Source organism: Bacillus sp. MN7755, from assembly GCF_054771475.1.
Genome location: NZ_BTRL01000015.1, coordinates 326,678 through 352,976 on the forward strand (window position 1 = coordinate 326,678; position 26,299 = coordinate 352,976).

A 26,299-nucleotide genomic window follows, 5' to 3' on the forward strand; every position below is an offset into this window, starting at 1 on the left:
ACGATACTTTAGAGGTTTGAGACGTATAATGAGAAATGTTTTTGTTCAATACGTCCGTTGATACCGTTCATTTTTAATGATGTTTATCGTTATCCATATTTCACCCCACATCTTATTAATGGTAAAATTATTTCTGCATTTCCAAGACAAGGTCGATAAATTGTTTTTTGAAGGAGAAAATAATATGGATTACAAATTCGAATTACTTAGTACAGGTAGCTTAGTTATTAGACTACAAAAAGAATTCGATATTTTAGAAGCTTTTTTAAATGTGGAGGTATCCCAATTCGGTGATTGGATAGCAGAAACTGTAGATAAAGTTTTAAGCGAAAAAAGTGATCATGAAAAAATAAGTGCGAATATTTTCGGAGCAGATGTTCGAAAAGATAAAACTGTTATATTTAATAAGTATGATGAAGATGAAATCGAAATCCCTCTTGAAATAGAAACTATTACATTAAGAAATCTAATAGATATTTGGTTAAATGAGCATACAAAATTAATAAACGAAAAAAATAATAATTAAATAATGTTACATATAGTATAAAAAGACCGCCTGTAATAGGCGGCTTTTTTCATTAAATTAACACACATTCACATACCCTCTATGTATTTCCTCTACAATCTTATCATGATTAAAGCATAACACTTTTTCATCACCTAAATATTCAACCGGATAAAGAACCCCTACATAATCAAAATCACGTTTATCTGCTAAAATGATCATTCTTCCAATAATCATAACAGGTTGGTTTAATTCTTTTAGCTTTACAACTGAACCAATCGGGAAAAGCTTCATCGTCATTCTCCATTCTTTTTAGATATATTCTTCGACTTGTTACTCAAAATTTCTAATAGATAGGAAATTCCAATACCTATTCCACCAATAATTAATGCTGCAATAGCTGTTAAAAACCTTTTTCCCATTGGCTGTGGAAAAAAGAATGAAGAAAAAAATAACACCACGGTAAAAATATACATCAAGATACGTCCTTATTTAAACATGTGTGCTTACTCCTTTTTTTCAGGTTTCAAGAAAAAACCTCCTCCGAAACCTTTATGGGTTACCCCTCTCGAAATTGCTCTTAATAGATATTATTATCATGATGATTTCCCCCTATTGTATTAATCTTATTTATGTTTAAATTTACTATACATTCGTTCATAAAATTTGTTAGTCCCAAGTACACATGCTCCTAAAATAAGAACACCTATAATAAAGCCAATCTTTTTAGATAATTCATAAGGAGACATTATAGCGACTACAAGAAATATAGCAATTGCAACATATGTAATATATTTTCCAGCCTTAAATGGTTGCATATTAATATGCTCCTCTCTTAATCTCCAATTTTAATGGTACCACCTATCCCATAACCATCTCTAACGTATAATCCCGTTTCTTTCCCTAATTAATATTGGATTATCTCTATCCTTTTTCAAACTTTATTATTGTTTAAATTTGTTATGTATTCGTCCTACCACTTTATTCGCCCCCAATGAAATAGCTCCTATAATTAAAACAAAAGTAATAAGAGCAATCTTTTTAGGTAGGCTATATGGCAATAACATAGAAAATATAAGAATAGACGATGTATCGATAATTAAAAGCCGATTTAAAATCGGCTTTTATACATACCGTGCTATTCCAGCTTCAAAGGCTTTCTTATCATTATTTAGTACACCAAATAATGCTTCTTGAAGCGCAAATGTACTCTTATAAAAATACATTCGCTCCTGTATTACTTCTAAATTAGGATAATAGGCTTCAAATAGTTGTAAAAACTCCTCTCCATAACTAGCTAATATCCCAGCAAAATCATAAGCAGGATCTCCAATGCTCGCACCACCAAAATCTATGACCCCTGAAATATTCTTTTTTGTTGCACTATATAAAATGTTTGTTATGCCAAAATCCCCATGAACAAGACTTGATTTAAAATTAAAATGACTCTCTTCTTTTAAATACGTTTCAAAAGATATTGAAACTTCTTTTTTTGCTTCTTCTTTCATAAATGGATAAACATACTCTTTTAATTGACTATACAAACTATTTATTTCTGAATACATATCAGTACTTTCATATTGCAAAATACCTTCAAATGTAGATAATGGAATTTCATGCAACTCTTTTAAAAATCTCGCCAATATGCATGCAAGTGTCTGTAATTGATTTTCATCATTTATTTCCGTAAAAATATTTTTCCAAAACGGGTCCCCTTCAATCATCTCATATCCTGCAAATACTTTCCCTGGTACTTCATCTTGAAACCCTTGATAACTTGGATTGGGAATTTGAAGCGTAATGAAGGGTCTTATTTTCTCTAGTAACTGTGTTTCTATTCGAAGTTTCTGAATACCCTTTTCATATTTCGGAAAACGGAATACTATATTATCATTTACAATTAACACATCATTATTTTGACCTATTTCATTTATATAAACGGAATTTATTTGTAATTCAGGATACAACCTTTGTAAATTCGCAACATACTCATCTTCTTTTCTCATTCTTTCTCTTCTCCCGTTCAAACTATTATTCTCACTTCAAAGTCATAATTACCTGTCTTTCGACAAAACCAAATTCTTCGTACATCTCTTTTGCAAAATTTCCAGCAAATACATTCAAACGAATTTCTGAATAATTCTTTTGTAATTCCTTAATACCAGCCTCCATTAACTTTCTTGACAATCCTTTCCCGCGGTACTCTGGAAAAACATACAATTCTTATATAAACCCTAGTTTTTCATGAGAAAAATAGTCCGTATTTCCCCCTATTAATATCCATCCCATTACACTGTTCTCTTCTTTAACGATTAAATAATAAGCTCCCTTTTCTACAATCGGCCTTGTAATTTCAATTGCTTTCTCTGTACTTAACTGACAATTTCCACTCGTACCTTCAAAAAGCGATTGAGCTGCATATTGTATTATTCCGTCCGTTTCTTCCCGATTTGCCTTTTCTATCATTTTTCACAACTCTCCTCTTTAATAGGCATTAATATCGCTCGTTCAAGATCCTCCGCTTCCATAACAATTGCCATTAATCCATATTCTGTACTTGTCTCATGAAGCTCCCCCTTCTCCCAAAACACAGCTTGTCCCGCTTCCACCTTCACTTTTTCTTTATTTGCCCCACATACATACCCTTCGCCGTCCACAATAAGAAGCAGTTGCGATACAACTGCTTCATGATATCCAATTATTCCATTCTCTCTTAAATGCATAGCACCGATATGTATATTCCCTTGATGATTTAATATTTTTGATATTATGAAATTAGATTGAAATGTTGTGATTTGCCTTCCCACTTCTTCACTACAATCAAAAATTTCCATTACTGGTCCTCCTTATACGTATAAAACCATCCTTACTGTCTGCATCATATGTCCTTCAAAATCTTCTTCAAATTCCTCTAATTGTGCAAAACCTTTCGCTTCATAAAAACGTTTTCCTTTTTCATTCGCTGCTTCTACATGAATGTATAGTTTCCGAATTCCTTTTAATACCGTTAGCCCTTTTTGTAATAAAGCACTTCCTATCCCTTTCCCTTGCTGATCTGGCAACAAATAAATTGCTCCTAATTCCGCTTCGTTTTGTAGTCTAACAGGTGAGAAATTCGCAAAGCCAATTACTTCTCCCTCTTCTTCCGCAACGAATAAATGAGTATTTTCAAGACGATATTTCATTTTTTCATCAGAATATGCCTCGTCTAAAAAGCTGTCTTGAATCTTTCTCGGAATAATGCCTTCGTATGTATCATGCCAAGCTATTTTCGCTACTAATTGTACAGCATGAATATCTTCTTGCTTCATTTCTCTAATTACATATGTCATCTCGTTGTCTCCATTCTCTTTAAATTATATTCTGCTAATATACTAGAAAAAATGACAGAATCATTTTCATAATTCACCTTAATTAATTTTAATTTCTAAGCGCTTCCCATTCTTCACGAATTATTCCCATTCGAATAGAATCATAGTACGTTCCGTTATAATAACGGCATTTGCGCATTCTACCTTCTAAGGTCATTCCTATTTTCTCAGCCACTTTCATCATTCGTTCATTACCAGACCAAGTCGTGAGCCCTACTCTACCAATCTCCATCTTTTCAAATAGTAAATCTCGATATAACGTTAACGCTTCTGTACCGTAGCCACCATTCCAGTAAGTTGGATTATAAATAACAATTCCCATCTCCAACCAACGCGTCGGTTTATGCTCCCAATAAAATCCGACCGTCCCTATAATTTGACCGTTATTTTCTATGATCAAATTGGATAGAGGTTCTTCTTTTAAACGGGTTTGCATCTTCTCTTTATAAGACAGATATTCTTGCATCGAAAATGGAAAATAAGGTGCGTCCCATTTTTTCCATTCTGGATTTTCTTCTTTAAATACGAGATTCCATAATGGTTTTATATCTGATTCTTCAATTGTACGAATTGTAACTTTATCCCCTTTTAATATTACGTTTTGCATAATTCCCTCCTACAATCCTCTTTATTTCATATATAATTATAATATTTTTTCAGAAAAATCAAAACCAATATCATTTATTATATTGTATAATTTTGTTATAAGGTATCAATTAAGGTACGTCACCATTACTTAGTTAATAAAAAATAGGAGGTTACATCCCTCCTATTTCAGCTAAATATTTTCTTTTTCGTCTTTCCTATCTCAACTAAAATCCCTTTCTCTATCCAACCCTCTACTCCATCTTTTTTAATTAAATCATATCCTGAACAGCTTCCATCAATGAGAGAAATAATGTCACCTTTTCTTACGCTTATTTGCGCACAAGAAATATCGGTTTTCACTGTATATTCACCTGAATCAAGTTGCCTAATGTATTCATCTTTCACAGAGAGTAATGTATTCGTTTCCTTTTGCTTACATATTGTATAATCTTGCACCTTCTCCACCGGCTCTATGTAATAATAAGGATAGGTAACCCCGCCCTGCATTTCTGAATTCGCATGAAAATCTGCTATCACTTCATACTCTGGAAAAAAGTCTACATATGTATAAGAAAACGTATCACCTGTTGGTTTCCTCTGAATAATAAACGCGTTTAATTGCCCCGCCTCTTTAATCGCATTTCCGCCGTCAATTGCTATAATCTTTTTCTTCTTATCAATAACTGGATTGTTAGATGGAGCTTCAACAGAGTAGTTTACAACAGGCCAATGCCCGACAACTACATACTTATTTGCTCTATGTGATTGATTAAAAAACTCCGGCATTGCTATCGCATTTTTTCGTTCTGTTTCTTTCCAATCCGCTCTATCTTCAAGACCGGCATGTACAAAAATATAATCTTCCGTTTCAATCGCTGTCGGTAATTCTGTTAGCCACTTTATTTCTTTTGAAAAATGGCTCATTAATTTTGTTTTCACTTCAAGAATATCACTTTCTTCATTAACGGTAACATTCGATTTCGCTAGCCATTCATTACAAATTGTATTCTTTCTCGTACACAAATAATTTATTAATGCAGGATTTTCATTTACAAGCGCTTCAACTTCAACCTCACAATTCCCTTCAATTACATAAACATTCGGCTTGCTAACTACTAGATCCATCACATAGTTTACGACACCAATACTATTTCTTCCCTTCTCACAAAGATCACCATTAATAATTAAATAATCTTCATCTTTAAAATTAACTTTATGTAGTAATTCCTTAAAAAGATCTAATTCTCCATGAATATCAGAAATAATGATGACTCTTACATCATTTGGTATGGATAATTTCTTTATTTTTTCCAAATATAAACGCTCCTAACATTCTCTAAATTCAATATTCCCTTGTTAATTTCTAATATTCGACAAATTATATTACTAGACCTGTCCCTAGCTCAAATCTGGAAAAGAAAATAGGTTCCACATATTTTTATACACGGAACCTACTCAGTATCATAACTCTTTATAAAAAGAATAGCTTACCTTATCAAAGCCCTCTCTTTCATAAAAACGATGTGCATCAATTCTTGAAAACGCAGATGTAAGTACGATAGAACTACAACCTTTTTCTTTCCCCCACTTTTCTACATATGACAGCAGAACATTACCATACCCTTTTGATCTGTGAGCTTCCGCGGTTACAAGGTCATACACAAAAACATGTTTCTCATTATAAAAATTCGTACAAATCGCTACACCAGCTAGACTAACAACTTCTTCATCTTCATTACGTAGCGAAAATAGTTTATAATTTTCTTCTTTCATTTTTTGAAATAAAGAACTTGCTTCTTCTCTTGAAAGTTTCGTTCGTAATTGCTGTAATACAGGAAATACATCATGTAAATCCGCTTCTGTTACTACTGCTTTAATATTCATTATAATTCTCTCCTTACTATTTATAAAATTTTCTAAATGTTATATCATCATTATAAATAGCAACTGCCCTTAACTTAAGTGACAGTTTTATTCTTTTTTATAAGACCAGTATAAAAAGGAGCGACTACAAATGGATCTTACTATTCCATTACAATTACAAAGTAAAACACCTATTTACTTACAAATTTACGAATATATAAAACGAGAAATCTCTCAAGGATCACTACGTACTGGTACACGCCTTCCTTCTCATAGAAATTTAGCTACGCAACTTAATGTGAGCCGTATTACTGTTGAATCTGCTTATCAACAATTACTAGCTGAAGGGTATGTAGAAAGCAAACCGAAACGTGGGATTTTCGTTGCAGAAGTTGATATTGAGGTAATTCAAAAGAAACAGCAAATTGCGTCAAACATTGCTAATAATAAAGAAAGCGAACAATATGATTATGATTGTAGTCAAGGACTTATTGATCAAAAAGCTTTTCCGATAACAAACTGGAAAAGAGCATTACATGAAACTTTATTTCAGTATGAAAATGAATTATTTGCTAAAGAAGATCCTCAAGGTGAGCTCATTCTACGAGAACATATTTCAAAGTATTTATATCATGCTCGCGGGGTACATTCTTCACCTGATCAAATTATTATCGGAGCAGGTACGCAGCCTCTTCTTTGGCTACTACTTCAACTACTTGGTCAAAAAAAAGAATACGGAATCGAAAATCCTGGATTTCACCGTATACCTGCTATGATTCAAAGTTCTGGCTTTCCTGTTCACCCGATCCCTTTAGATGATAAAGGGATTCATATTTCTGCTTTACGTGAGTCGGGTTCCAATGTGGCATATGTCACTCCATCTCACCAATTTCCACTTGGAATCATTATGCCTTTATCTAGAAGACTCGAGTTATTAAAATGGGCGAATGATTGTAAGGGGTATATTATTGAAGATGATTACGATGGGGAATTCCGCTATATAGGAAAACCTATTCCTTCTTTACAAGGACTAGATTCAAATGAACGTGTTATTTATATGGGAACTTTCTCGAAATCTTTTTTACCTTCTTTACGAATGGGATATATCGTTTTACCACCTCATCTTTTAAGAGCCTATAAAGAACTTGGTGGTATGTTTAAACAAACCGTTTCTACGCTGCAACAACTTACCTTCGCAACCTTTATTCAAGATGGTGATTGGGAACGTCATATTAACCGAAGTCGTACGTTATATAAAAGAAAACACATGTCTTTAATTAAATCTATTACAAACGAAATGGGGAATAACGTTCATATACTCGGTGAACAATCCGGACTTCATATTGTACTTCACGTTCATAATGGGATGAACGAACAAGAACTTATTCATACAGCTGCAAAACAACGTATTAAGTTATACCCTCTCTCCACATATGATTCTGTTCATAATGTACAGGAGGAGTCGTATGTATTACTCGGTTTTGGTAGTATTCCAGAGGATTGTATCGAAACTGTTGTCAAATTACTGAAAAAAGTCTGGTTTCCTAAATAAGAATAGCTCCACGCAAGTTATACTTACGTGGAGCTATTTTCATTCACTATTTTTCTGATCTCATTGCCCTTCCCGGACGTTTGACACCAGTTGTTTCTGTTGAATAGGATGCTTCAATTATAGCAGTTGGATCTACAGAGAGAACGAGATCTTTCATTTTCGGATAAATGAAACGGTTTGTAATACAATAAATGATTCTCTTATGTTCTCCTAAAAAACCACCTTCTCCATGTAGATACGTAACGGATAATTGCAATTCTTTCATAAGTAGATCGCCTATTTCTTTATTTTTACCAGAAATAATCATAACGCTCTTTCCTTGATTAATACCATCTAATATGAAATCAATCATCTTCGTAACAATGTAGAAAATTGCTAATGAGAACATCGCTTGTTCAATTGAAAACAAAATGGCAACAAAGATGAAAATAACCGCATTTACTGCAAGTAAAAATGTACTAATCGGCACTTTAAAATGTTTATTCATCCAAACAGCTAACATTTCTGATCCATCAATTGCTCCGCCCATTTTTACTACAATCCCTACACCAACACCAAATAGGACTCCTCCATAAAGAACAATTAACAATTCAGAAGTTGTAATTGCTGGAAATGGTTTTAAATAGATTAATCCGAGTGTTGTAACAACATTTGCATAGGATGTACGGATAAAGAACTTCTTTCCCATTACTTTTGCAGTAAATAATAAAATCGGGATATTAATTCCTAAGAACACTCCATAAAGCGGCAATCCGGCAACTTTATTCGCCATAATAGCAATGGCCGTTACCCCGCCATCTACTAATCCATTAGGCGCTAAAATAAGTTCTAATGAACCCGCTACAATAATTGAGCCAATTGTTAATAATATGTATTCAAATACTCTCTTCATTCATTACCCCCAAAACTTATATATTTTCTTAGTATTATTTTAACGTAATTTTACTACTAATTCAAAGATATCAGTTTATATACACAAAAGTTTCACCTTTACAGTGATTTTTTATGTAATTTATTTATAGAAACACACTTACATATTACAGTAAGTGTGCTCCAAACATTTATTTAAGTTTTAAGTAGGAATTCATTTTCATTTTAAATATTTCATCAACTGCCCTATTATACCCACCAGCATTTCGAAGTGACTCTCCAACTTTACGACTATTTTCCTTAAACGTTACATCATCTATCACTTTCTTTACAGACTCACGTAACAATTCAGAAGTTAATTCTTTGCGATTAAGCCTTATTCCAGCCCCTACTTCATTCACTCGTTTCGCAACTAAAGGCTGATCTCCTGTTACCGGAATTACAACTAACGGGACACCGTAATATAGTGCTTCACTCGAACTATTCATACCACCATGTGTCACGAATACATCAGCATGCTGTAATACTTCTAATTGTGGCACATAATTATACAACTTAAAGTTATTCGGAATGTTTTCAAATTGACTTATATTTATCTTCTTACCAACAACTAATACGACTGTCGCTTCTACATCTTTAAACGCTTCAAAACATTTTTCATATAGCTCAGGTTGTTCATTAAAAACTGTACCCATAGAAATGAAAATCACTTTTTCATCTTTTAAATCTTCCATAGGAAAGCTACCTACTTCTTTTCGAGTAGCAATTGATGGACCGACAAACTTATACGATTTATCGAATACATCTGAACTTGGTTGATATTCCTTTGAAGTGTATACAATGGTAATATCACCAGGATGATTCATAATATCGTACATACTATTACATTTCATTCCATACTTCCTATTCCATTTTTCCATTCCAGCTAAACAAGATTGATATAACGGATTCGTTACATCTACTTGCCTCGATTCTTGTTCATCGTTAAAAGTAATGTACTGATTAAAAGCAAACGTTGTACAAGAAGAAACACTAGGTAATTGTAAAACATTCGCTATAATACGTCCTACTGGAAAATGATTATCGTATATCAAGTAATCGTATTTTTCCCCTTTTGTTTCTTCTACAATTTGAGTCACAATACGCTCTGATGCTTCAATCATATGAGATAACATCACCAAAGGACTCCCACCTTCATTTACTCGTTCCATAATATTAATTTGAGAGAGAAAATTCTCAAACACTCGGAATTCTGCACCTGTTGCTTCAATCTTCTTTCTATAATCTTCAATACAATACGAAACAACTGTTTCCCCTCGCTGAATTAACTCACTAACAATAGCTATAGTCGGATTAATATGACCTTCTCCAGGGAAATTTATTACGAGTACATTTGCCATAACATTCTCTCCTATCTAACATAATTAATAATTAATTATGTTAATTAATTTAAAACTATTATAAAAGAATCTATTCTACTTTTTCATATTTTTCTCTTCATTTTATTATTGAGAAATATTTTTCAAAACCTACATTATAACTCTCATAAAAGTACGCTTAACTCTTCATTTACTGAAAAATACGAGATTTACATCCAGTCATTTTTACAGGTTTATCATCAGAAATATTATTTTGATAATTCATACAAAACTAGAAAAATATAATTTTCATGCTGATTTTTACTATACATTTATGCAGGTTCTACATTTTCCCCTATCACTATCCACGTGGCACATATTCTGTTATATAATAAATTTATAGAATTTACAGAAAAAGGAGCAACTTCATGCTACAACAACTATTTACTTCACCTATTTTATCTGTTCAAACTTTACACCCAGGTTATGAAGACCATGCAAGCGATGTGTTTCTTGTTAAAACAGCAGTTGAAGAAGTTATTGTTCGTTCTTCTAAAATAAATGAAGAGCCAAATAATGATTTTTGGTGGGGATGCAAAAACCTTTTTGGAATTGATCCAAGGAACGTACATCAATTAGAAACAATACACACATTATTGAAAAAGCATACTAACTTGCCCATCCCGACTATTTTGCAAAAACACGTTTTAAATGGACGAAAGTATGTTATTGTCGAAAAATTAACAGGAAGTACGCTGCAATCCTTTCTCGGACAACCTGATTCAATTTTATTCAGTCTTGGAAAAGGACTAGCAGAAATTCATTCGTTTCAAGCAGAGTTTATAGGAAATCCATCAAGTACTTTCCACATTCCACTAGAAAAATTTAAGACTCACATATTAAATGTCAGTAAAGACCTTGTAAATAGGTTTTATTCAGATAACGTGAGCCTCCGTAACGCATTCCCTATTTTTGAGTTACAACTCTCTTCCTTACCAGCACCGAAGAAATCTACGCTCGTTTTAATCGATATGGACCCTACTCAGTTTTTATCAGATGGTTCAACTATTACAGGTTTAGTAGATACAGAAGCTTACGCAGTTGCTCCTCGAGAGTTTGATTTTATCGGACTAGAATATGTACTTACTGAAAAAGAAGCTCATGCCTTTAAAAGTGGTTACGAAACAATTATGCCTATTCCTCAACTTGAAAAGTGTAGACAGCCTTACCGTTATTTGTACCGACTGTTATCTATTCAAGGAAGTGTGGAATTAGAAAAATGGTTAAGTCCATCCATCCTATTTTTAAATACGAATGTGAGGGATTATGAAATGAATATTGAACGAAAGAAATCTTTAACAGCAAACGAAATTCAGCAAATGAAAGACTTAGCCCATATTTGCGGGCAACACGATCAAATTGATTACTCGTCAGATTTACATGTAAACTTTTTAACTGCTCGTAATAAAGAAGAGATAAATGATTTTCTATTTTATGACGATACCAAATTAGTCAGTGCATTAAGTATGTATGACTTTGAAAGACCGACAAAACTCGAGTTAATAGGGTTTGTTCATCCGAATTATAGGAAACAACATATAGGCACTACTCTTTTACAAACCGCAATGAAAGAAATACGATTAAGAGAGGCAGATGAAGCTCTTCTTATTATGAATGGGGATTCTGTTTCTGGGAAAGACTTTGCAAAACATATGAAGTTACCTTATTTATATAGTGAATATAGTATGGAGTTCAAAGCAAAAGAAGTTCAAGAAACAACGAAGAATACTATACAGCTTACTCTTGCATCTTCAGAATCAATTCTTGATCTCATCGAAATTTCCAGTAAAGCGTTTGGAGATTCAGTAGAAAATACCACTACATGGTTACAAAAGATGATGAATTCATCTTCCCATCAAGTTTATAGTGCTCTTATCGATGAAAAAGTGATAGGAACGATTACAGTTTCTGAGCAAGAGCAATCTACTACACTATCAGGATTCGCCGTTCATCCTTCTTATCAAGGCAAGGGATACGGCAAAGATATTCTTAGTTATATGGTACATACCCTTATTACAGAAGACATTTCAACAATTGAATTAGACGTCGAAACGAAAAACAACCATGCTTTAAAATTATATACACAATGTGGTTTTGAAATTAAAACGAAGCATGACTATTATAATGTAATGAATTTCGAGGTGAATACATATGTCTAAAAAAGTAATTTATTCTGATTATGACATTTTTGCAGACATCTATAATAAGCATTGGGGGCATTATGCTGAACACGCCTATCTACTTTTAGAAAAACTCGTTTTACAATATGCACCACCACATTCTCATATTTTAGACCTTTGCTGCGGGACTGGTCACCTTACTAAGAAATTAATGGATAATAATTTTGTAGTAACTGGTATAGATGGTTCTGCTCAAATGATTGAATACGCACGTCAAAACGCGCCAGACGCAAACTTTATCATCGATGATGCTCGTTATTTCAATATAAATGAGCAATTTCACTATGTTATCTCTACTGGCGATAGCTTAAACCATATTTTAAAATTAGATGAATTAAAAAATGTTTTTCGTAATGTTTACTCCGTATTACATAGCGAAGGTACATTCGTATTTGATATGAATATGGAGAAAGGTTTTCTTGAAAATTGGATTGCTTCGTTTCACATTTCAGCAGACGAATATGTTTGTACAATTGATTCTACATATGATAATGAAAATAAAAAAGCAGACATGAACTTTATACTATTTCAGCATGACATAGAGAATAATTGGGCAAGAAGTGACTTTTCTTTTGAGGAAGCTTGTTATTCCAATGAAGAAATAATTTCTTCATTGGAATCCGTAGGTTTTAAGAACATTCAATCACATGGTACAAATAGAGCATTTTTCATTTGTCAAAAATAAAAAAACTGAATCATAACGATTCAGTTTTTTCTTAGTATATTTACAATAGCAGTCGCTTCATTATTTTCTTTATACACACGTGGAATTCTTCTGTCTAACATACATGTAACTTCATAGTTAATTGTACCTAACATATCCGCTATTTCTTCTACTGCGATGTTTTCTTCGCCTTGTTTACCGTAGAATACTACTTCGTCTCCCACTTGCACTGGCATTGCTTTTGAAACGTCTAACATGAGCTGATCCATACAAACACGGCCAATAACAGGTACTCGAACTCCATTTATTAATGCATGCCCTTTATTAGATAACTGACGATTATAACCATCAGCATAACCAATCGGTACAGTTGCAATCCATTCTTCACCAGTCGTTACATACGTATTCCCATAACTTACACCGCGATTCTTCTTCGCATGTTTAATATGAGCTACTTTTGATTTTAACGACAACGCAGGCTGTAAAGAAACAACTGAATGATCTACCTCTTTTGAAGGATACATTCCATAAATTCCAATACCTACACGAACCATATTTTGAAATGTATTGCTAAGTTCCATTGAGCCTGCACTATTTGAACTATGAATATATGGGATATGAATTCCTAATTCTTTTGCTGCATTAACAGCTTTTTCAAATAAACTTGTTTGCATATTCGTATATGATTTATCGATTTCATCTGCCGTAGAGTAATGTGTAAACATTCCCACTATCTCTATATACTCCATACGGTTTAATTCTTCTAAAAATGGTATAACCTCTTCTTCTTGTAAACCGATACGACTCATTCCTGTATCAATTTTCATCTGAATTTGCGCTTTCTTTTGAAGACGGTGTGCGATTTCATTTATACCTTGTAAATCTTCACTTCTATAAACAGTCATCATAACGTCATATTGAATTGCTTCTTCCGCAGCTGCTACTGACGTATAGCCTAAAATTAAAATCGGCACGTTAATTCCTGCTTCTCTTAACTCTATCGCTTCATCTACAAACGCAACTGCAAGCTGATTTATTCCTACTTCAATAGCAGCTTTCGCAACTTCAACTGCCCCATGACCATACCCATTCGCTTTTACAGCAGCCATCATTGCAATATTTTCATCATTCACACGTTTTTTAAATTCTTTTACATTATGTTTTACTGCATTTAAGTCAACTTCAACAATTGTATCTCTTCCATATTTCAAACTCATTGGTCTAACTCCTAACTCAATAATTGCATTCCATTCTATTTCACGTTTCATATGACCTTTTACAATATAATACTTTTCAATATGCTAGTCAAACTACTAGAATTTTCGGAATTTTGAGTATGATATAATACCCTTAAGAAACTATTATATACGGAGATGAGGAGAATTACAATGTTTGTTCAATCTGCATTACACCAACTACAAGTTGCTGTTGATACTTCTATTCAAATGCTTAACCAATATAAAGTAGACGAATTAAAAATTCAACCAATTCACTCGAAGCGATCATTATTTGAAATGTGTGCACATCTTTCTCTTATTTGCCATGCAGATCTACTCATTTTAAATGGCAGTACGGAAAAAGAGTTACGTATCTTTTATTTAGAACATACACCAGAAACAATTGCCTATATGCAACAAATAATGATTGAAGGATACAATCTTCTCTCTAAAACATTTCTTTCCTATTCCCAAGAAGAATTAGCAGAAGTTATGACTGCCTATTGGGGTGTTTCTTATTCTCGATTTGAATGGTTACTTGAAATTCTCTCGCATTTTTATCATCATCGTGGACAAGTTCATATTTTACTATGTGAGCATATGAAAGACCCACGCATTCCTTTATTTGAGTGATTTTCCACTCATTCATTATCCAATCTACATATCATCAAATACATGTTCATTATTTATAAATAGAGAAGCTATAAAACCAATAAAAAGTATCATTCCTAATAAAATAAACGTTTGAGCATAACTTCCTATTTTCATAAGATAAATAGAAATGAGGGGTCCGATACTAGTACCTAAAAATAAAATAAAAGTATAAATGGAAACTGCTATTCCCCTTGCTTTCCCTCCTAATTGGCCGACAAGAGCAACTAAAGACGGAACTGATATAGCAATACCTATTACAAAACAGACACTCATTATGACAAGTAGAGGTAAGTATGAAACAAAGCCCATTGCACTTAGATTAAAAATAGCGACCAACAATCCACCTTGGAGAACTTTCCTTACTTCGAACCTCTTTGTTAAACGACCCGCAATCGGTGACAGCATCATACCAAATAGCCCCGCTAAGCGAAAATAAAGGATTTGTTCTGCATTTAAATTGTAAATAGGAGAGCTCAAATAATTCCCTAAAACAGTATAAATATTAACAAAAGCCATTAATAAAACAAAAGCTATCATATAGCTCAATACTAAGCTTTTATGTGTAAATACTTTACCCATCTGTTTAATCGGTCCTAAAATATCAGTATAAGATTGAGATGTCGCCCCTTTTGGAAGAGAATACTGAACCCATACAGCAGTAATCATATAGACAATGCTAAGAAGAAAGAATACCATATGCCATCCAAAATGTTGACTCACAACCGTACTTATAACCTGACCTACAATTCCAGCTACTAAAAAACCGGTACTAACAAATCCTATTGTTGTAACCTTTTTTTCTACTGGAAACATTTCTACAACGTAGGCTAATGCTACTGGAGAAAACGTAGCTGCCGCTATCCCTTGTAATCCTCTAAGAATAACAAGCCAAAATATACTATCTACAAACCCTAAGGAAAAAGAAATGATCGACAGAGCAAGTAACCCAATAAAGATCACTTTTTTTCGCCCGTATTTATCAGAGATTGCCCCAAATAACAAACACCCTATAGCAAAGCCAACAGAAAATATACTACCTGTAGCTGCAGATTGTGCTAGTGAAATATTAAAAAGGTCTGAAAATAGAGCAATTAAAGGGATTGTTACATATAAACTAGACATAACTACCATACCCGACCAACATAATACAACCGTCATTATTGTGTAATTCTTTTCACTATTTATTTCCTTTCCTATTTCCATCATAATATCTCTCCCTTAATACGATTTGTTTTGTTAATTTAAAACCTCTAATCTAAAGCACTTAAAATAGTATTTCTTTAACTGTTATTTATTTTATTACATTGAAAAATTATGACTTACAATTAAAGTTAGCTTAACTTATAATAAGTTAAGCTAATTATATTCCCAAATAAATAAGTTGACCCTCATAATCAACTTATTTATCTACCTTCTCCTAATTTCACCTGCATAGTTACTTGCATTTTATTTAATAACTTCTCTAAAACTTGACACTCTTCTTGATTAAAGTCGTCAACTAACGAAGCGCAAGATAACCAAAAAGTTGGTAAAGATTGCGTAACTAGTTCTTTTCCTTTCGGAGTAATTTTCACTTTTAATCTTCTTCGATCTTCAGAATGATGGAATCTTACGATTAACTCTCGTTTCTCCATCCAATCTAATAAGCCAGTGACAGAAGCACGTGTTATCCCTAATCGACTCGCAATATCCGAAGGACTCATGTTCACTTCCTCCCCATTTGATTCCATTTCACGCAAAATAAACAATAGTAAAAAATCTAATTTACTTTCTGAAATACCAAGCGGAGCTAAATCTACGTCAACAGCATCCAGAACATTATCAGACGTCCATAACATTAACAAACCAAGTTTTGCTGCAATTGGATCCGTATCCGCTGATGCTGTCTTTTTTATTAGCTCTGCATATGGCTCAATCCCTAAAGGAAGAGAATCTTTTCTTGAACCCATTCATCTTCACTCTCCTTTCCTTTTAATTAATTAGCTTACCTAACTACTTTTTCATTATACTCACATTTTTCCTTTTATTGCAAGAATATTGTTAGACAAAAAAATCCTGCAATTCAAACAGGATTTTTCAAACTGACTATCTATTATTTTTAAATTATCCGAAACTCCTTTAAGGCGAAAGCAATACCACCTTCACTTGCCTTCTTTGTAACGAAATCAGCTCTTGTTTTTAACTCTTCTCCGCCATTTCCTATTGCAATCCCTAATCCTACATACTGCAACATCTCAATATCATTTCTACCGTCACCAAAAGCAACCGCTTCTGATTCACAAATGTTTAAATGCTCCAATACTTTTTGAATTGCAGTTAGCTTCGATACTTTACTATCTTCCAGTACATTTATGACATAACCATGAAAACGGTCGAATGTAAGCATGGGGTATTTTTTAATAAATTTTTGAGATTCTATTTCATCCGCATATAAACATAAACAATAGATCTCTTCAGACAAATCCTTGCTTTTTTCAGGATACTCCTCTAAATTTAACGTCTCGCTAAGCGCTTGTATTACACGCTCATTATCTGAAGCTATTCCGTTCATTGCAAAACCTTCAGTAAAATAAGAAACACCGTGACCATGTAATTCAGCAAAACCCAAGATATCGTGAACTATTTCACTAGAAATTACCGATTTATGTATAACTGTTTCCCCACACTTGATATGTGCACCATTTGCAGAAATAATTGTATGTATGCCCAGCTCTTTAAATTGCGAACATAAGCTATATGGTCTCCCTGTAGTAACAACTACATGAATTCCTTTATCTATTAATCTTTGTATCGCTTCCTTTGTACTTTCATGCATACTTCTATCTATTTCGCTTAAAAGAGTGCCATCAACATCAAAAAACACTACTTTGTACATAGGTCTTTACATCCCGTCCAAATGACTCGTATCATTAATGAAATGTACCGTTTTTTGTTCCCCATCAATTTCAATTAAGCTTATTCCCGTATCTCCCATTTTAAAGTAATAATCCATTGAAATTGGCATTTTGAAAAATGCACGTAATAGACTATTTATTACACCACCATGTGCAACAATTGCAATTCGGTCATATGTATTCTCTGTCACGATTTTAGAAAAGATTCCCTCTATTCTCATTCGAAACTCAATAAACGATTCCCCGTTTTCAAAACGATCATGAAGAAACTTTGGCTCTGGATATTTCTTTGCTTCTTCAAATGATAAGCCTGCTTGCACTCCATTATTAAACTCCATTAATTCCTCTTCTAATTGAATTGGACACCCAATTCCTTCAGCTAACGTTTCAGCAGTTTCACGAGCACGTTTTAATGTACTTGCCCAAATGAAATCTGGCGGAAAATCTGTTTTCACTTTCTGTACAAGCCTTTGCACTTGCTGTCTTCCCTTTTCTGTTAATTCAAAGTCAGCTCGTCCTTCATGTACGTTTAAGATATCAGCTTCGGATTCTCCGTGGCGTATTAGTAATATTTGCATGTTTATTCCCCCTTATCTCCTCAAAACTAAGGTTAAATTTTAACATATTATTAAAATTTTTCAAAATAACAAAAACAATCCTATTCATATAAGAATGAAAAATTTAATCTATAAAATAAAACAATGCTAAACAATAAAAAGAGAAATGGCATCCCATTTCTCTTTTTCACTCTTATTGTTCTTTTGGTGTATCTGAAGAAGGTAATCTCTTCGCCTGTTTTTCTTTAAAGATTTCTCCAATTGCCCCGAGAGTACCAAGTGTTTCAATTGCATTAGATGGAATAAAGACTTTATTTGCTGGCCCTTTTGCAACTTCAGCTAATGATTCAAATGATTTGTAAGCAAGTATACGCTCATCTAGATTCGCTTCACGAAGTAATTCAATTCGATTTTGTTCTGCTTTTGCAATTTCCTCAATCGCTCTTGCTTCCCCTTGCGCTTCTAATTCTTTTGCTTCTTTTAACCCTTCAGCTTCTCTGATACGTGCTTCTTTATCCCCTTCAGCCATTAAGATTTTACTTTGCTTTTCCCCTTCAGCACGAAGGACTTTATCTTGTTTGGCAGCTTCAGCCTCTAAAATAATCGCACGTTTATTACGTTCTGCTTTCATTTGTTTTTCCATTGATGCTTGCACATCTTTTGGTGGGTTAATATCTACTACTTCAACACGTTCAATACGAACGCCCCATTTTTCTGTTGCTTCATCAAGCGCTAAGCGAATTTCTGTTGAAATTTTTTCACGACCAGATAACGTTTCATCCAGTTCCATTTTACCAATAATTTGACGCATCGTTGCAGAAGTAATGTTACGAACACCATATTCATAGTTTGAAATACCATATGTCGCAAGTTCTGGTTCCACAATTTGATAGAAAATAATTGTATCAATTTCTACTTGAACATTATCTTTTGTAATCACCTTTTGCGGTGGTACATTCGTTTGTTGAATACGTAAGTCGTGATATACGCGAACGCGATCCACAATTGGTATTAATAAATTTAATCCTGGTTGCATAATACGTTGAAACTTACCAAATCTTTCAACGACCCCAACTTTTTGCTGAGGAATAATTTTAATTGTTAATGCGATAAATGTAACAACAATTAGTGCAAATATAATCGTTAACGTTAATGCTACCATATTTATTCACTCTCCCTTTTCACTTGTAAAATAGTACTATGCCTCTTTATAACAACGATTTTTTCTCCAGCATCAATTGGATTATCTGCAACAGCTGTCCAAGTACCTCCATCCACCTTCACAATACCATTCACTTCATTTGTAATCGCTTGCATAACAATCCCTTTTTTACCTGCAAGCATATCTACTGTATCAGTAAAGCCTTTTGCTTCCCGAAAATTTTTTGAAATTCTTTTGGTGAAGAAAGTCAGTGTTAAACTTACAATCGCACCAACAACAACTTGTAATAATAGTGCTTCAGGGACAAACAAAGCAATAAGACCTCCGACAACAGCTCCAATTCCAAGCCAAAGCATGTAAAACGTAATCGACAACATTTCTGCAATAAATAAAATACCAGCTATTATAAACCAAATTACCCAAGCAGCCATATACAACCCTCACTTTCTTTCTCATTTTCTATATGTATATGAAGAAAAGTATGGTTTATCCGCCCTTTCTAATACGTGGGCGCTTACTACAAGCTATTGTACATATTCACTGTTATAATGAGTATTATTAAAATACTATATCAATATATTCTTCATTATACATGAAATCCCCTTTCAAAAAGTGACAAAAAATTAAATTCTTTCAAAAATTTAATTTTCAAACTATAATTATTCTAACTATTGTAATATTTTCTCAGAAAGGTTGTGTGCTTATTGCACAAGCGTTCCCTAACATACTATTTAAGCTCTAAAATATGCATTACTCTCGCTGACATCGTATACGTAATGATTATTACAACTCATATGTATATCACAACTAAATCCGCTACATTAACTGCTCTCTTTCCATTATTACAAGTCATTACAAATCTTATAGCAAATACATCTGCACCACTTATAATGAATCGATTTCCATCTTATTCATTACTGTTTACACTACAATGGTCAAAAACTGCTCTATTATTTTTATTAATGATATTATTCCCGGTCCTTTCCACAAACATTGTAGCACTATTAATTTTCATTTTTTTCATTTCATTATGTAGTGGCTGGAGCGCTCCATTACTATACGGTATTCTACCGCGCCTTACACCACAAGAAAATTTAGTAAAAGTAAATAATATTTTTTCCTTTTCCATACAAATTGCGCAAGCCGCTGCTTATTCATTTACAAGTGTTATTGTTCTTCTTATCGGCGCTACTTCTACACTCATGATAAATAACATTTTGATGATTTTCGGATGTGTTGCACTACACTTTTCATTACGTTCCATACATAATGAACGAGTAATAGAGCCTTCTTCTTCAAAAGGCGCCGCTTTATTAGAAGGTTGGAAACTCTTATTTCAAAATCCTGCTCTCCGTACCGTTACATGTATGGACTTAATTGAAACATTCGCAGGGACAATATGGATCGGCGCTATTACGATGGCTTATGTAACGACTGCCCTTCATAAAGGAGAAGAATGGTGGGGATATATTAATACAAGTTATTATGTTGGGACGTTAATTGGCGGGCTATTAGCGTGGAAAATGAGTATATACATTCAAAACAATTTAATACGCTCCATGGCGATAGGCTCTCTTATATTTAGTATTCTTACATTTTTATATGGTATGACAAGTAGCGGATTTATTGCGCTTTTTTTATGTGTTCTAATGGGTCCATGTTATCAAATTAGAGATATTTCTCAAACGACAGTTCTACAATCAAGTGTCACTCCTTCTTTATTATCAAGAATGTATACAGCACATGGCGCACTTCTTTCAACAGCTTCTGGTCTTTCTATGCTTAGTGTTGGTATTATTACTGATATGTTCGGTGTTCGTACAATTTATATCATCGCTTCTTTTCTTATTTTATGTTCTGCTTGTTTATCTTTTAGTTTATTAAAATATGATAAGACAGATCAAAAAATATCTTAATGTAATCAATAAAGCAAAAAGGACAGAAATTCCTGTCCTTTTTGTATATTCTATTTATGACAAATTAGGGATTCTCCTATGTTTAGTCGCTTGTCCATAAGCATATGCTAGTTTAATTAATATTCCTTCACTAAAAGCGGTACTTGCAAGAGTAATCCCAAAAGGTCTCCCGCTCTCCATATATCCTGCATGTATTGCAATAGACGGATAACCTGCTTTCGCACATATAGTGGAGCCTATATAAGAAGGGAACAGAATCGCATCAAGATTATATTTTTCCAGTGCAAAATCAATGCCTTGTTCTTGAGAAAAATATATATCTTCTAACCTTGCATTTAAATATTCTGAATTTCTTAATGTATTAGGAAAATCTTTTCTTATTTCTAATTTAGTTTGTCCATATTTCAAAGCTCTTTCTGCTATGTTTTTATTAAACTCCATTAATTCCGAAATAGAATGTACTGGAATAGTTGAAGGTAATTTAGAAAGATAATTATCTAGACTATGCTTTAGTTCATAAAGCGATACTCCCCAACTCCATTCCCTATGAAAAGATGGAATATCAATATCCTCTACTACTGTCGCGCCCTTACTACGCAATACTTCAATCGTTTCCTTAAACAATTTTTCATCATACTCACCAGATTCATAATAATCTTTTGGCGCATTGCTATATACACCAATCTTTGCTCCATTTAAACCATTATCATCAAGATACTTTGTATAGTCATCTTCTGCTATACCTTCACTTTTATGAGTAGCTACATCCTTGTCGTCTAACCCAGTTAAACTCCCTAACAAAATAGTAGCATCTGTTACCGTTCTAGCAAATGGTCCCGCTGTATCCTGTGAATAAGTAAGCGGAATAATTCCCCTACGACTAATTAGACCAACAGTCGGTTTAATACCTACTACAGAGTTTTGAACAGCTGGACTCAATATAGAACCATCTGTTTCTGTTCCAACAGATACTACTGTAAAATTAGCGGCAACTGCTATCGCAGACCCTGTACTTGAGCCCCCAACAAACATATCATCCTCCCCTGTACCGTAAGGGTTTATTGTTTGCCCACCTCTTGCACTATATCCAGCCCACATGTCAAAAGACATTCCATTTGCTAATTCTGTCATATTTGTTTTTCCTATTATCACTGCTCCTGCTTCTCGCAGTTTCGTAACGAGAAATGCATCTTCACTACTTATATGTTGTTCTAGTGCAATCGTACCTGCACTTGTATGCATAGAATCATTCGTTTCGATATTGTCTTTAAGTAGAACAGGTATGCCGTGTAGCGGACCTCTTACACCTTTTGTTTTTCTTTCATGATCTAGCGCTTCTGCCATAAAGATAGCGTCCGGGTTGATTTCTAAAATAGAATTGATTTTAGGTCCGTCTTGATCATACATTGCGATTCTATGAAGATAATACATAACTAGTTCTTTTGAAGTTAATTGTCCCGCTTCCATCGCTGCTTGTATATCATGAATATTTAATTCTTTTTGTAATAGTGCATTGAACTGCATCTCCATTTTCATTCTCCTTCTATAAAACCTTTTATTGATAATATGTCTCTATTACTTTTTCATTTTCTCCGCTCCTCGCATATACAACTACAATCCCTTTAAGAGAATTCAACTTTCCAATGTAAAAACCTTTTATTTCCTGAAAAATAAAAAGAGTCTGAAACGAATAAACTACCGCTTCAGACTCTTTTCTTACTTTACATATACCTCATCTAACAAATGTAAAAACTCACCTTGTTTCCCGGCTAATTCAGGACATTTTGCAATATTAACCCATTCGTAGCAAAATACTAAACCTTGATCTTCCTCACCCGCACTTACTATATGTTCCCAAGTATCTTTTACATCTGTTAGTAACGTTACGTGGAAAAAATGTCGTTTTTGATATTCCTTTTTCTCTTTCACATGTATGATGTAATCTGCTAAAAAACTCTCTATGCATAAATGACGTAATCCAGTCTCTTCTTGTACTTCACGTAAAAGTGCTGCTTCTAACGTTTCTCCTACGTCAACTGTTCCCCCTGGTACTTGTATACCAGCTTCAGGTACATCACGATGTTTAAAAACAAGCAGTTGCATAACTCCCTCTTTTTCTCTTGTCACATATGCGTGTACTTTTTTCTTATATAACACCGTCATAATCCTTCTCTCCCCTCAATTGTTCACTCTGTTACTTCTTCAAGTGTCAGTTGATTTTCATATAAATATGTAGCTTGTGGATTCCCCACATACCTCACATGCCATGGTTCAAATCGATAGCCCGTAAGCGATTCTTTCTCTTTTGTATATCGAATGACAAAACCAAATTTATGAGCATTTTCAGAAAGCCACTGCCCTTCTTTCGTTTCACCAAAAATTGTCTCTAACTGAAACTTAGCAGATTGCGATGTAATATCCATAGCTAGTCCAGTTTGATGTTCACTCGTTCCAGGAACTGCACTCGACATTGCTGTTTTTGCTTCTCCATCTTGTTTTTTATACATCGTATTCAATGCTTTTTGTCGATCAAAAGATCTAAATCCAGAGACTGCAAAAAGGAAAATACGCTCCTTATCAGCTTGCTGAAACATTTCCTCAAGCGCTCCTGCTGCCTCTTTCCTCATTTTTTTCTTTTCTTGATCACCTTCACTTGAGTAGCGCACTTTCGGAATAACTAAATCTGGCGGTCTATACCCATCTGGCAAACGCCTACTTTTATTCACAAGCACAAGCATCGAATTCGGATTACTAATTACCGCAATATCACCATCCATATTCGCAATCGTTTCTTTCGCTTTCGGAAATATGTTATTTACATTTACCTCGCGCGCCTGCTTATCCTTATACATTTTATAATTGATTCCTGCTACTCCAACAATGAGTATCGCCGCTACGATACCAAGTAGTATCCATCTTTTTTTCATATAACGACCTCTTATTTTAATAATTTGGCCATTTCATACTCATCGATGTTCTCACCATCGATAATAAGAGCAGCTTTTTTGACACCTTCTTTCTCAAATCCAGCTTTTTTATATAGTGCCTGAGCTCTTGTATTGTGGGCCATTACCGTTAATTCTAAACGCCATACATCATGTAATCTTGCCCACTTCTCAGCCTCTTTAAACAATCTCGTCCCAATACCTCGCCCGCTATGCTCTTGCAAAATACCAATTACAATACCTGCTACATGTCGCTTTCTTTGAATATTATTTCCATTCACTAAAATAAATCCTACTATTCTCTCTTCTTCAACTGCTACCAATATTGTTGCATATTCATTTTCTATAAAGCGATGAATCATTTGTTCTTGTTGCTTAACTGTAAATTTTCTTTCTCCTGGTTCATATAACATAAATTTTGTTTCTTCATCTAATCGCTTACTTAATTGCAAAAATGATGCTGCATCTTCTACTTTGATTTCCCTGATCACCTGAATCACCCTACCAATTTCATAATATAAAAATTTTCCTTGTAAAAAGATTTTCTCTACTCTTCCGAAAATCCCTTTCTAATTTACCCAGTATAAATAGACAAATTTCGATATTACTATAACAATTAAAAATTATGTCCATTATGTGACATCGTATCATCCACATTTCAAACCAAAGAAAAAAACGTAAGCATTACACTTACGTTTTTCCAAAATTGGTATGAGCTAATAATTATTAGCGGGTGCCTCCCACTATTTTAGTTTCACTTTATCCATTCACTTTTTCAGCTTGCCAAAAGTATTCACCAAATGCTTTAGCAAGTGCGTCAATTGATCGATTTAATTCTTCTTCTGTATTATCTACACCACCAACTTCAATTAATATTGCTTGCCCTGACAAATCTTGATTATAGACTCCATTGCCTGTTTGGAATCCTTTTTGAATGACACCGCGGCTAACCCCTGGATATTTCTTATTAATTGTCTCATGTAAAGCCGTTGCTAATTGTAAGTTCTTTTCATAGTTTTTATTTCCTTTTCCTATTACGAAAGCAAGCTTTGCATATGATTTATCTCCAATTGCTTTTGTCGTTACATTTTTCCGAGCACTATCACGATGTAAGTCAAAAAAGTACTGTAGTTCCTTATTGCCAGTCATTGCTTCTTGTACAATTTCTCGTGACATTTTATAAGAACTATTACTATTTAATCCTTTACTAATCAACTTTTGACCAACATCAGTCTTATCGTTTGTTGCTCCGATTCCTTCACCTTCTAATTGTTCACGAAATCGGTCGCCGACTATTGAAATATTCGTGACGGAACTTGTTGCTTTATTCGGATTTGGATCGTTTGTTAAATTCAATAACGGCAAATAAGATTCCCAGCTATGCGAATGATAAATAAAAGCAACTTGTCTTTTTCCTGTCGTTTGAGCAGGTTGCTTTTTCTCTTTGTTCTTATCCGTTTTTGGAGCCTGTCCACCTTCTCCAGTCCGTTCTTTTACTACTTCTTCAAGTGGAACGCTCGACTCTATCGGTAAGTTAGAATAATTTGTTCCTTCACCCGCAATAACAATTTCTGTATCGTACTTACCAAAACCAGGTAGCTCTTTACCGACAAAACTGCGTACATCGTTAAAACGAATATTCGTAGCCATGGAAAAGAGAAACGACGATATTGAAAAATCTTGATTTAAATTCCTATATTCCTGTGTAAAATAATGATTCTCTTTCCCAAGAACATACATGTAACCATTCATCGATAACTCATTTAACCAATTATATAAATACGTTGACTTTGTCTCTTTCATAGAGGTTACCATCATACTAATAAGAAAAAAAGTCGCTAGTACTGTAGCAATAATAAATAATACTAACTTACGTACACTCGTGAACTTCACATAAAAAAAGCCTCGATTCATACTATCACCTCTCTATTTCAAGTTATGTA

General features: G+C 33.7%; 29 protein-coding genes and 3 pseudogenes. 7 read left to right on the forward strand and 25 right to left on the reverse strand.

What is annotated here, in order from left to right:
* The first annotated feature begins 184 nt into the window (after positions 1–184).
* A complete protein-coding gene (locus ACYVEC_RS18345) occupies positions 185–526 on the forward strand; it encodes a hypothetical protein (protein ID WP_063222730.1) in 342 nt (113 codons plus the stop codon).
* A 57-nt stretch (positions 527–583) separates the two neighbouring features.
* Here ACYVEC_RS18345 and ACYVEC_RS18350 read toward each other — a convergent pair whose 3' ends face one another.
* The 11 genes and pseudogenes from ACYVEC_RS18350 to ACYVEC_RS18400 all read right to left on the reverse strand — a co-directional run bounded on the left by ACYVEC_RS18350 (position 584) and on the right by ACYVEC_RS18400 (position 6,348).
* Positions 584–799: a DUF4176 domain-containing protein gene (locus ACYVEC_RS18350; RefSeq protein WP_275718725.1), complete on the reverse strand. Its 216-nt coding sequence runs from the start codon at positions 797–799 to the stop codon at positions 584–586.
* A 2-nt stretch (positions 800–801) separates the two neighbouring features.
* Positions 802–981, reverse strand: a complete 180-nt coding sequence (locus ACYVEC_RS18355) for a hypothetical protein (protein WP_063222732.1) — start codon at positions 979–981, stop codon at positions 802–804.
* A gap of 150 nt (positions 982–1,131) precedes the next feature.
* Positions 1,132–1,323 carry a hypothetical protein gene (locus tag ACYVEC_RS18360; RefSeq protein WP_063222733.1) on the reverse strand — a complete coding sequence of 64 codons (192 nt, stop codon included), beginning with the start codon at positions 1,321–1,323 and terminating at the stop codon, positions 1,132–1,134.
* 306 nt (positions 1,324–1,629) lie between these two features.
* Positions 1,630–2,511 carry a phosphotransferase family protein gene (locus tag ACYVEC_RS18365; protein WP_275718724.1) on the reverse strand — a complete coding sequence of 294 codons (882 nt, stop codon included), beginning with the start codon at positions 2,509–2,511 and terminating at the stop codon, positions 1,630–1,632.
* 31 nt (positions 2,512–2,542) lie between these two features.
* Positions 2,543–2,971: pseudogene (locus ACYVEC_RS18370) on the reverse strand (GNAT family N-acetyltransferase).
* Positions 2,968–3,339, reverse strand: coding sequence for a cupin domain-containing protein (locus tag ACYVEC_RS18375; protein WP_063222735.1), 372 nt, complete (start codon positions 3,337–3,339; stop codon positions 2,968–2,970). The pseudogene ACYVEC_RS18370 and the gene ACYVEC_RS18375 overlap by 4 nt, the downstream one beginning before the upstream one ends.
* Before the next feature lie 12 nt (positions 3,340–3,351).
* Positions 3,352–3,837 (reverse strand): GNAT family N-acetyltransferase, encoded by a 486-nt coding sequence (locus ACYVEC_RS18380; RefSeq protein ID WP_063222736.1) that lies wholly within the window; start codon positions 3,835–3,837, stop codon positions 3,352–3,354.
* Positions 3,834–3,932 (reverse strand): annotated as a pseudogene (locus ACYVEC_RS18385) (2'-5' RNA ligase family protein); the annotation flags it as partial. The pseudogene ACYVEC_RS18385 and the gene ACYVEC_RS18380, both read right to left, overlap by 4 nt.
* Positions 3,926–4,483, reverse strand: coding sequence for a GNAT family N-acetyltransferase (locus ACYVEC_RS18390; protein ID WP_063222737.1), 558 nt, complete (start codon positions 4,481–4,483; stop codon positions 3,926–3,928). The pseudogene ACYVEC_RS18385 and the gene ACYVEC_RS18390, both read right to left, overlap by 7 nt.
* A gap of 167 nt (positions 4,484–4,650) precedes the next feature.
* Positions 4,651–5,778 (reverse strand): metallophosphoesterase, encoded by a 1,128-nt coding sequence (locus tag ACYVEC_RS18395; RefSeq protein WP_063222738.1) that lies wholly within the window; start codon positions 5,776–5,778, stop codon positions 4,651–4,653.
* 147 nt (positions 5,779–5,925) lie between these two features.
* Positions 5,926–6,348 carry a GNAT family N-acetyltransferase gene (locus tag ACYVEC_RS18400; RefSeq protein WP_063222739.1) on the reverse strand — a complete coding sequence of 141 codons (423 nt, stop codon included), beginning with the start codon at positions 6,346–6,348 and terminating at the stop codon, positions 5,926–5,928.
* A gap of 130 nt (positions 6,349–6,478) precedes the next feature.
* Here ACYVEC_RS18400 and pdxR point away from each other — a divergent pair, with 130 nt between their 5' ends.
* Entirely contained in the window at positions 6,479–7,879 is a 1,401-nt protein-coding gene (gene pdxR / locus ACYVEC_RS18405; RefSeq protein ID WP_063222740.1) for a MocR-like pyridoxine biosynthesis transcription factor PdxR, read from the forward strand.
* A gap of 46 nt (positions 7,880–7,925) precedes the next feature.
* On the opposite strand, the gene ACYVEC_RS18410 is transcribed toward pdxR, so the two are convergent.
* Both ACYVEC_RS18410 and ACYVEC_RS18415 read right to left on the reverse strand, forming a co-directional pair.
* A complete protein-coding gene (locus tag ACYVEC_RS18410; protein WP_098555912.1) occupies positions 7,926–8,771 on the reverse strand; it encodes a YitT family protein in 846 nt (281 codons plus the stop codon).
* Between the two features lie 169 nt (positions 8,772–8,940).
* Positions 8,941–10,149 carry a macrolide family glycosyltransferase gene (locus ACYVEC_RS18415; protein WP_063222742.1) on the reverse strand — a complete coding sequence of 403 codons (1,209 nt, stop codon included), beginning with the start codon at positions 10,147–10,149 and terminating at the stop codon, positions 8,941–8,943.
* 386 nt (positions 10,150–10,535) lie between these two features.
* On the opposite strand from ACYVEC_RS18415, the pseudogene ACYVEC_RS18420 reads away from it, so the two are divergent.
* The 3 genes and pseudogenes from ACYVEC_RS18420 (at position 10,536) to ACYVEC_RS18430 (ending at position 13,032) form a co-directional block, all read left to right on the forward strand.
* Positions 10,536–11,415 (forward strand): annotated as a pseudogene (locus ACYVEC_RS18420) (phosphotransferase).
* A 23-nt stretch (positions 11,416–11,438) separates the two neighbouring features.
* Positions 11,439–12,326, forward strand: coding sequence for a GNAT family N-acetyltransferase (locus ACYVEC_RS18425; protein WP_063222810.1), 888 nt, complete (start codon positions 11,439–11,441; stop codon positions 12,324–12,326).
* Positions 12,319–13,032: a class I SAM-dependent methyltransferase gene (locus ACYVEC_RS18430; protein WP_063222744.1), complete on the forward strand. Its 714-nt coding sequence runs from the start codon at positions 12,319–12,321 to the stop codon at positions 13,030–13,032. The genes ACYVEC_RS18425 and ACYVEC_RS18430 overlap by 8 nt, the downstream gene beginning before the upstream one ends.
* Before the next feature lie 20 nt (positions 13,033–13,052).
* Here the strand turns inward: ACYVEC_RS18430 and alr are convergent, their stop codons facing one another.
* Complete coding sequence (gene alr, locus ACYVEC_RS18435) at positions 13,053–14,228, reverse strand: alanine racemase (protein WP_063222811.1); 1,176 nt, start codon at positions 14,226–14,228, stop codon at positions 13,053–13,055.
* A gap of 171 nt (positions 14,229–14,399) precedes the next feature.
* Between alr and ACYVEC_RS18440 the strand changes: the two genes are divergently transcribed.
* Entirely contained in the window at positions 14,400–14,861 is a 462-nt protein-coding gene (locus ACYVEC_RS18440) for a DinB family protein (protein WP_063222745.1), read from the forward strand.
* A gap of 24 nt (positions 14,862–14,885) precedes the next feature.
* Here the strand turns inward: ACYVEC_RS18440 and ACYVEC_RS18445 are convergent, their stop codons facing one another.
* The 6 genes from ACYVEC_RS18445 to ACYVEC_RS18470 form a co-directional block, all read right to left on the reverse strand.
* Positions 14,886–16,085, reverse strand: a complete 1,200-nt coding sequence (locus ACYVEC_RS18445) for an MFS transporter (protein ID WP_063222812.1) — start codon at positions 16,083–16,085, stop codon at positions 14,886–14,888.
* 200 nt (positions 16,086–16,285) lie between these two features.
* A complete protein-coding gene (locus ACYVEC_RS18450; protein WP_063222746.1) occupies positions 16,286–16,831 on the reverse strand; it encodes a MarR family winged helix-turn-helix transcriptional regulator in 546 nt (181 codons plus the stop codon).
* A gap of 149 nt (positions 16,832–16,980) precedes the next feature.
* The gene (locus ACYVEC_RS18455; protein WP_460507663.1) at positions 16,981–17,757 is read right to left on the reverse strand and encodes a Cof-type HAD-IIB family hydrolase; all 777 of its coding nucleotides are present in this window, start codon (positions 17,755–17,757) and stop codon (positions 16,981–16,983) included.
* A gap of 6 nt (positions 17,758–17,763) precedes the next feature.
* The gene (locus tag ACYVEC_RS18460) at positions 17,764–18,354 is read right to left on the reverse strand and encodes a histidine phosphatase family protein (protein WP_063222748.1); all 591 of its coding nucleotides are present in this window, start codon (positions 18,352–18,354) and stop codon (positions 17,764–17,766) included.
* A 172-nt stretch (positions 18,355–18,526) separates the two neighbouring features.
* Complete coding sequence (locus ACYVEC_RS18465; protein ID WP_063222749.1) at positions 18,527–19,495, reverse strand: SPFH domain-containing protein; 969 nt, start codon at positions 19,493–19,495, stop codon at positions 18,527–18,529.
* A gap of 2 nt (positions 19,496–19,497) precedes the next feature.
* The gene (locus tag ACYVEC_RS18470) at positions 19,498–19,926 is read right to left on the reverse strand and encodes an NfeD family protein (RefSeq protein ID WP_063222750.1); all 429 of its coding nucleotides are present in this window, start codon (positions 19,924–19,926) and stop codon (positions 19,498–19,500) included.
* Between the two features lie 273 nt (positions 19,927–20,199).
* On the opposite strand from ACYVEC_RS18470, the gene ACYVEC_RS18475 reads away from it, so the two are divergent.
* Positions 20,200–21,411 (forward strand): MFS transporter, encoded by a 1,212-nt coding sequence (locus ACYVEC_RS18475; protein WP_460507668.1) that lies wholly within the window; start codon positions 20,200–20,202, stop codon positions 21,409–21,411.
* 54 nt (positions 21,412–21,465) lie between these two features.
* Here ACYVEC_RS18475 and ACYVEC_RS18480 read toward each other — a convergent pair whose 3' ends face one another.
* The 5 genes from ACYVEC_RS18480 to spoIIP form a co-directional block, all read right to left on the reverse strand.
* Positions 21,466–22,941: an amidase family protein gene (locus tag ACYVEC_RS18480; protein ID WP_098555910.1), complete on the reverse strand. Its 1,476-nt coding sequence runs from the start codon at positions 22,939–22,941 to the stop codon at positions 21,466–21,468.
* A gap of 186 nt (positions 22,942–23,127) precedes the next feature.
* Positions 23,128–23,574 (reverse strand): NUDIX hydrolase, encoded by a 447-nt coding sequence (locus ACYVEC_RS18485; protein ID WP_098555908.1) that lies wholly within the window; start codon positions 23,572–23,574, stop codon positions 23,128–23,130.
* Between the two features lie 23 nt (positions 23,575–23,597).
* Entirely contained in the window at positions 23,598–24,338 is a 741-nt protein-coding gene (locus tag ACYVEC_RS18490) for a M15 family metallopeptidase (protein ID WP_098555907.1), read from the reverse strand.
* Between the two features lie 11 nt (positions 24,339–24,349).
* Positions 24,350–24,847, reverse strand: a complete 498-nt coding sequence (locus ACYVEC_RS18495) for a GNAT family N-acetyltransferase (protein WP_063222755.1) — start codon at positions 24,845–24,847, stop codon at positions 24,350–24,352.
* 268 nt (positions 24,848–25,115) lie between these two features.
* Positions 25,116–26,270, reverse strand: a complete 1,155-nt coding sequence (gene spoIIP, locus ACYVEC_RS18500) for a stage II sporulation protein SpoIIP (RefSeq protein ID WP_063222756.1) — start codon at positions 26,268–26,270, stop codon at positions 25,116–25,118.
* Positions 26,271–26,299: the final 29 nt, after the last annotated feature.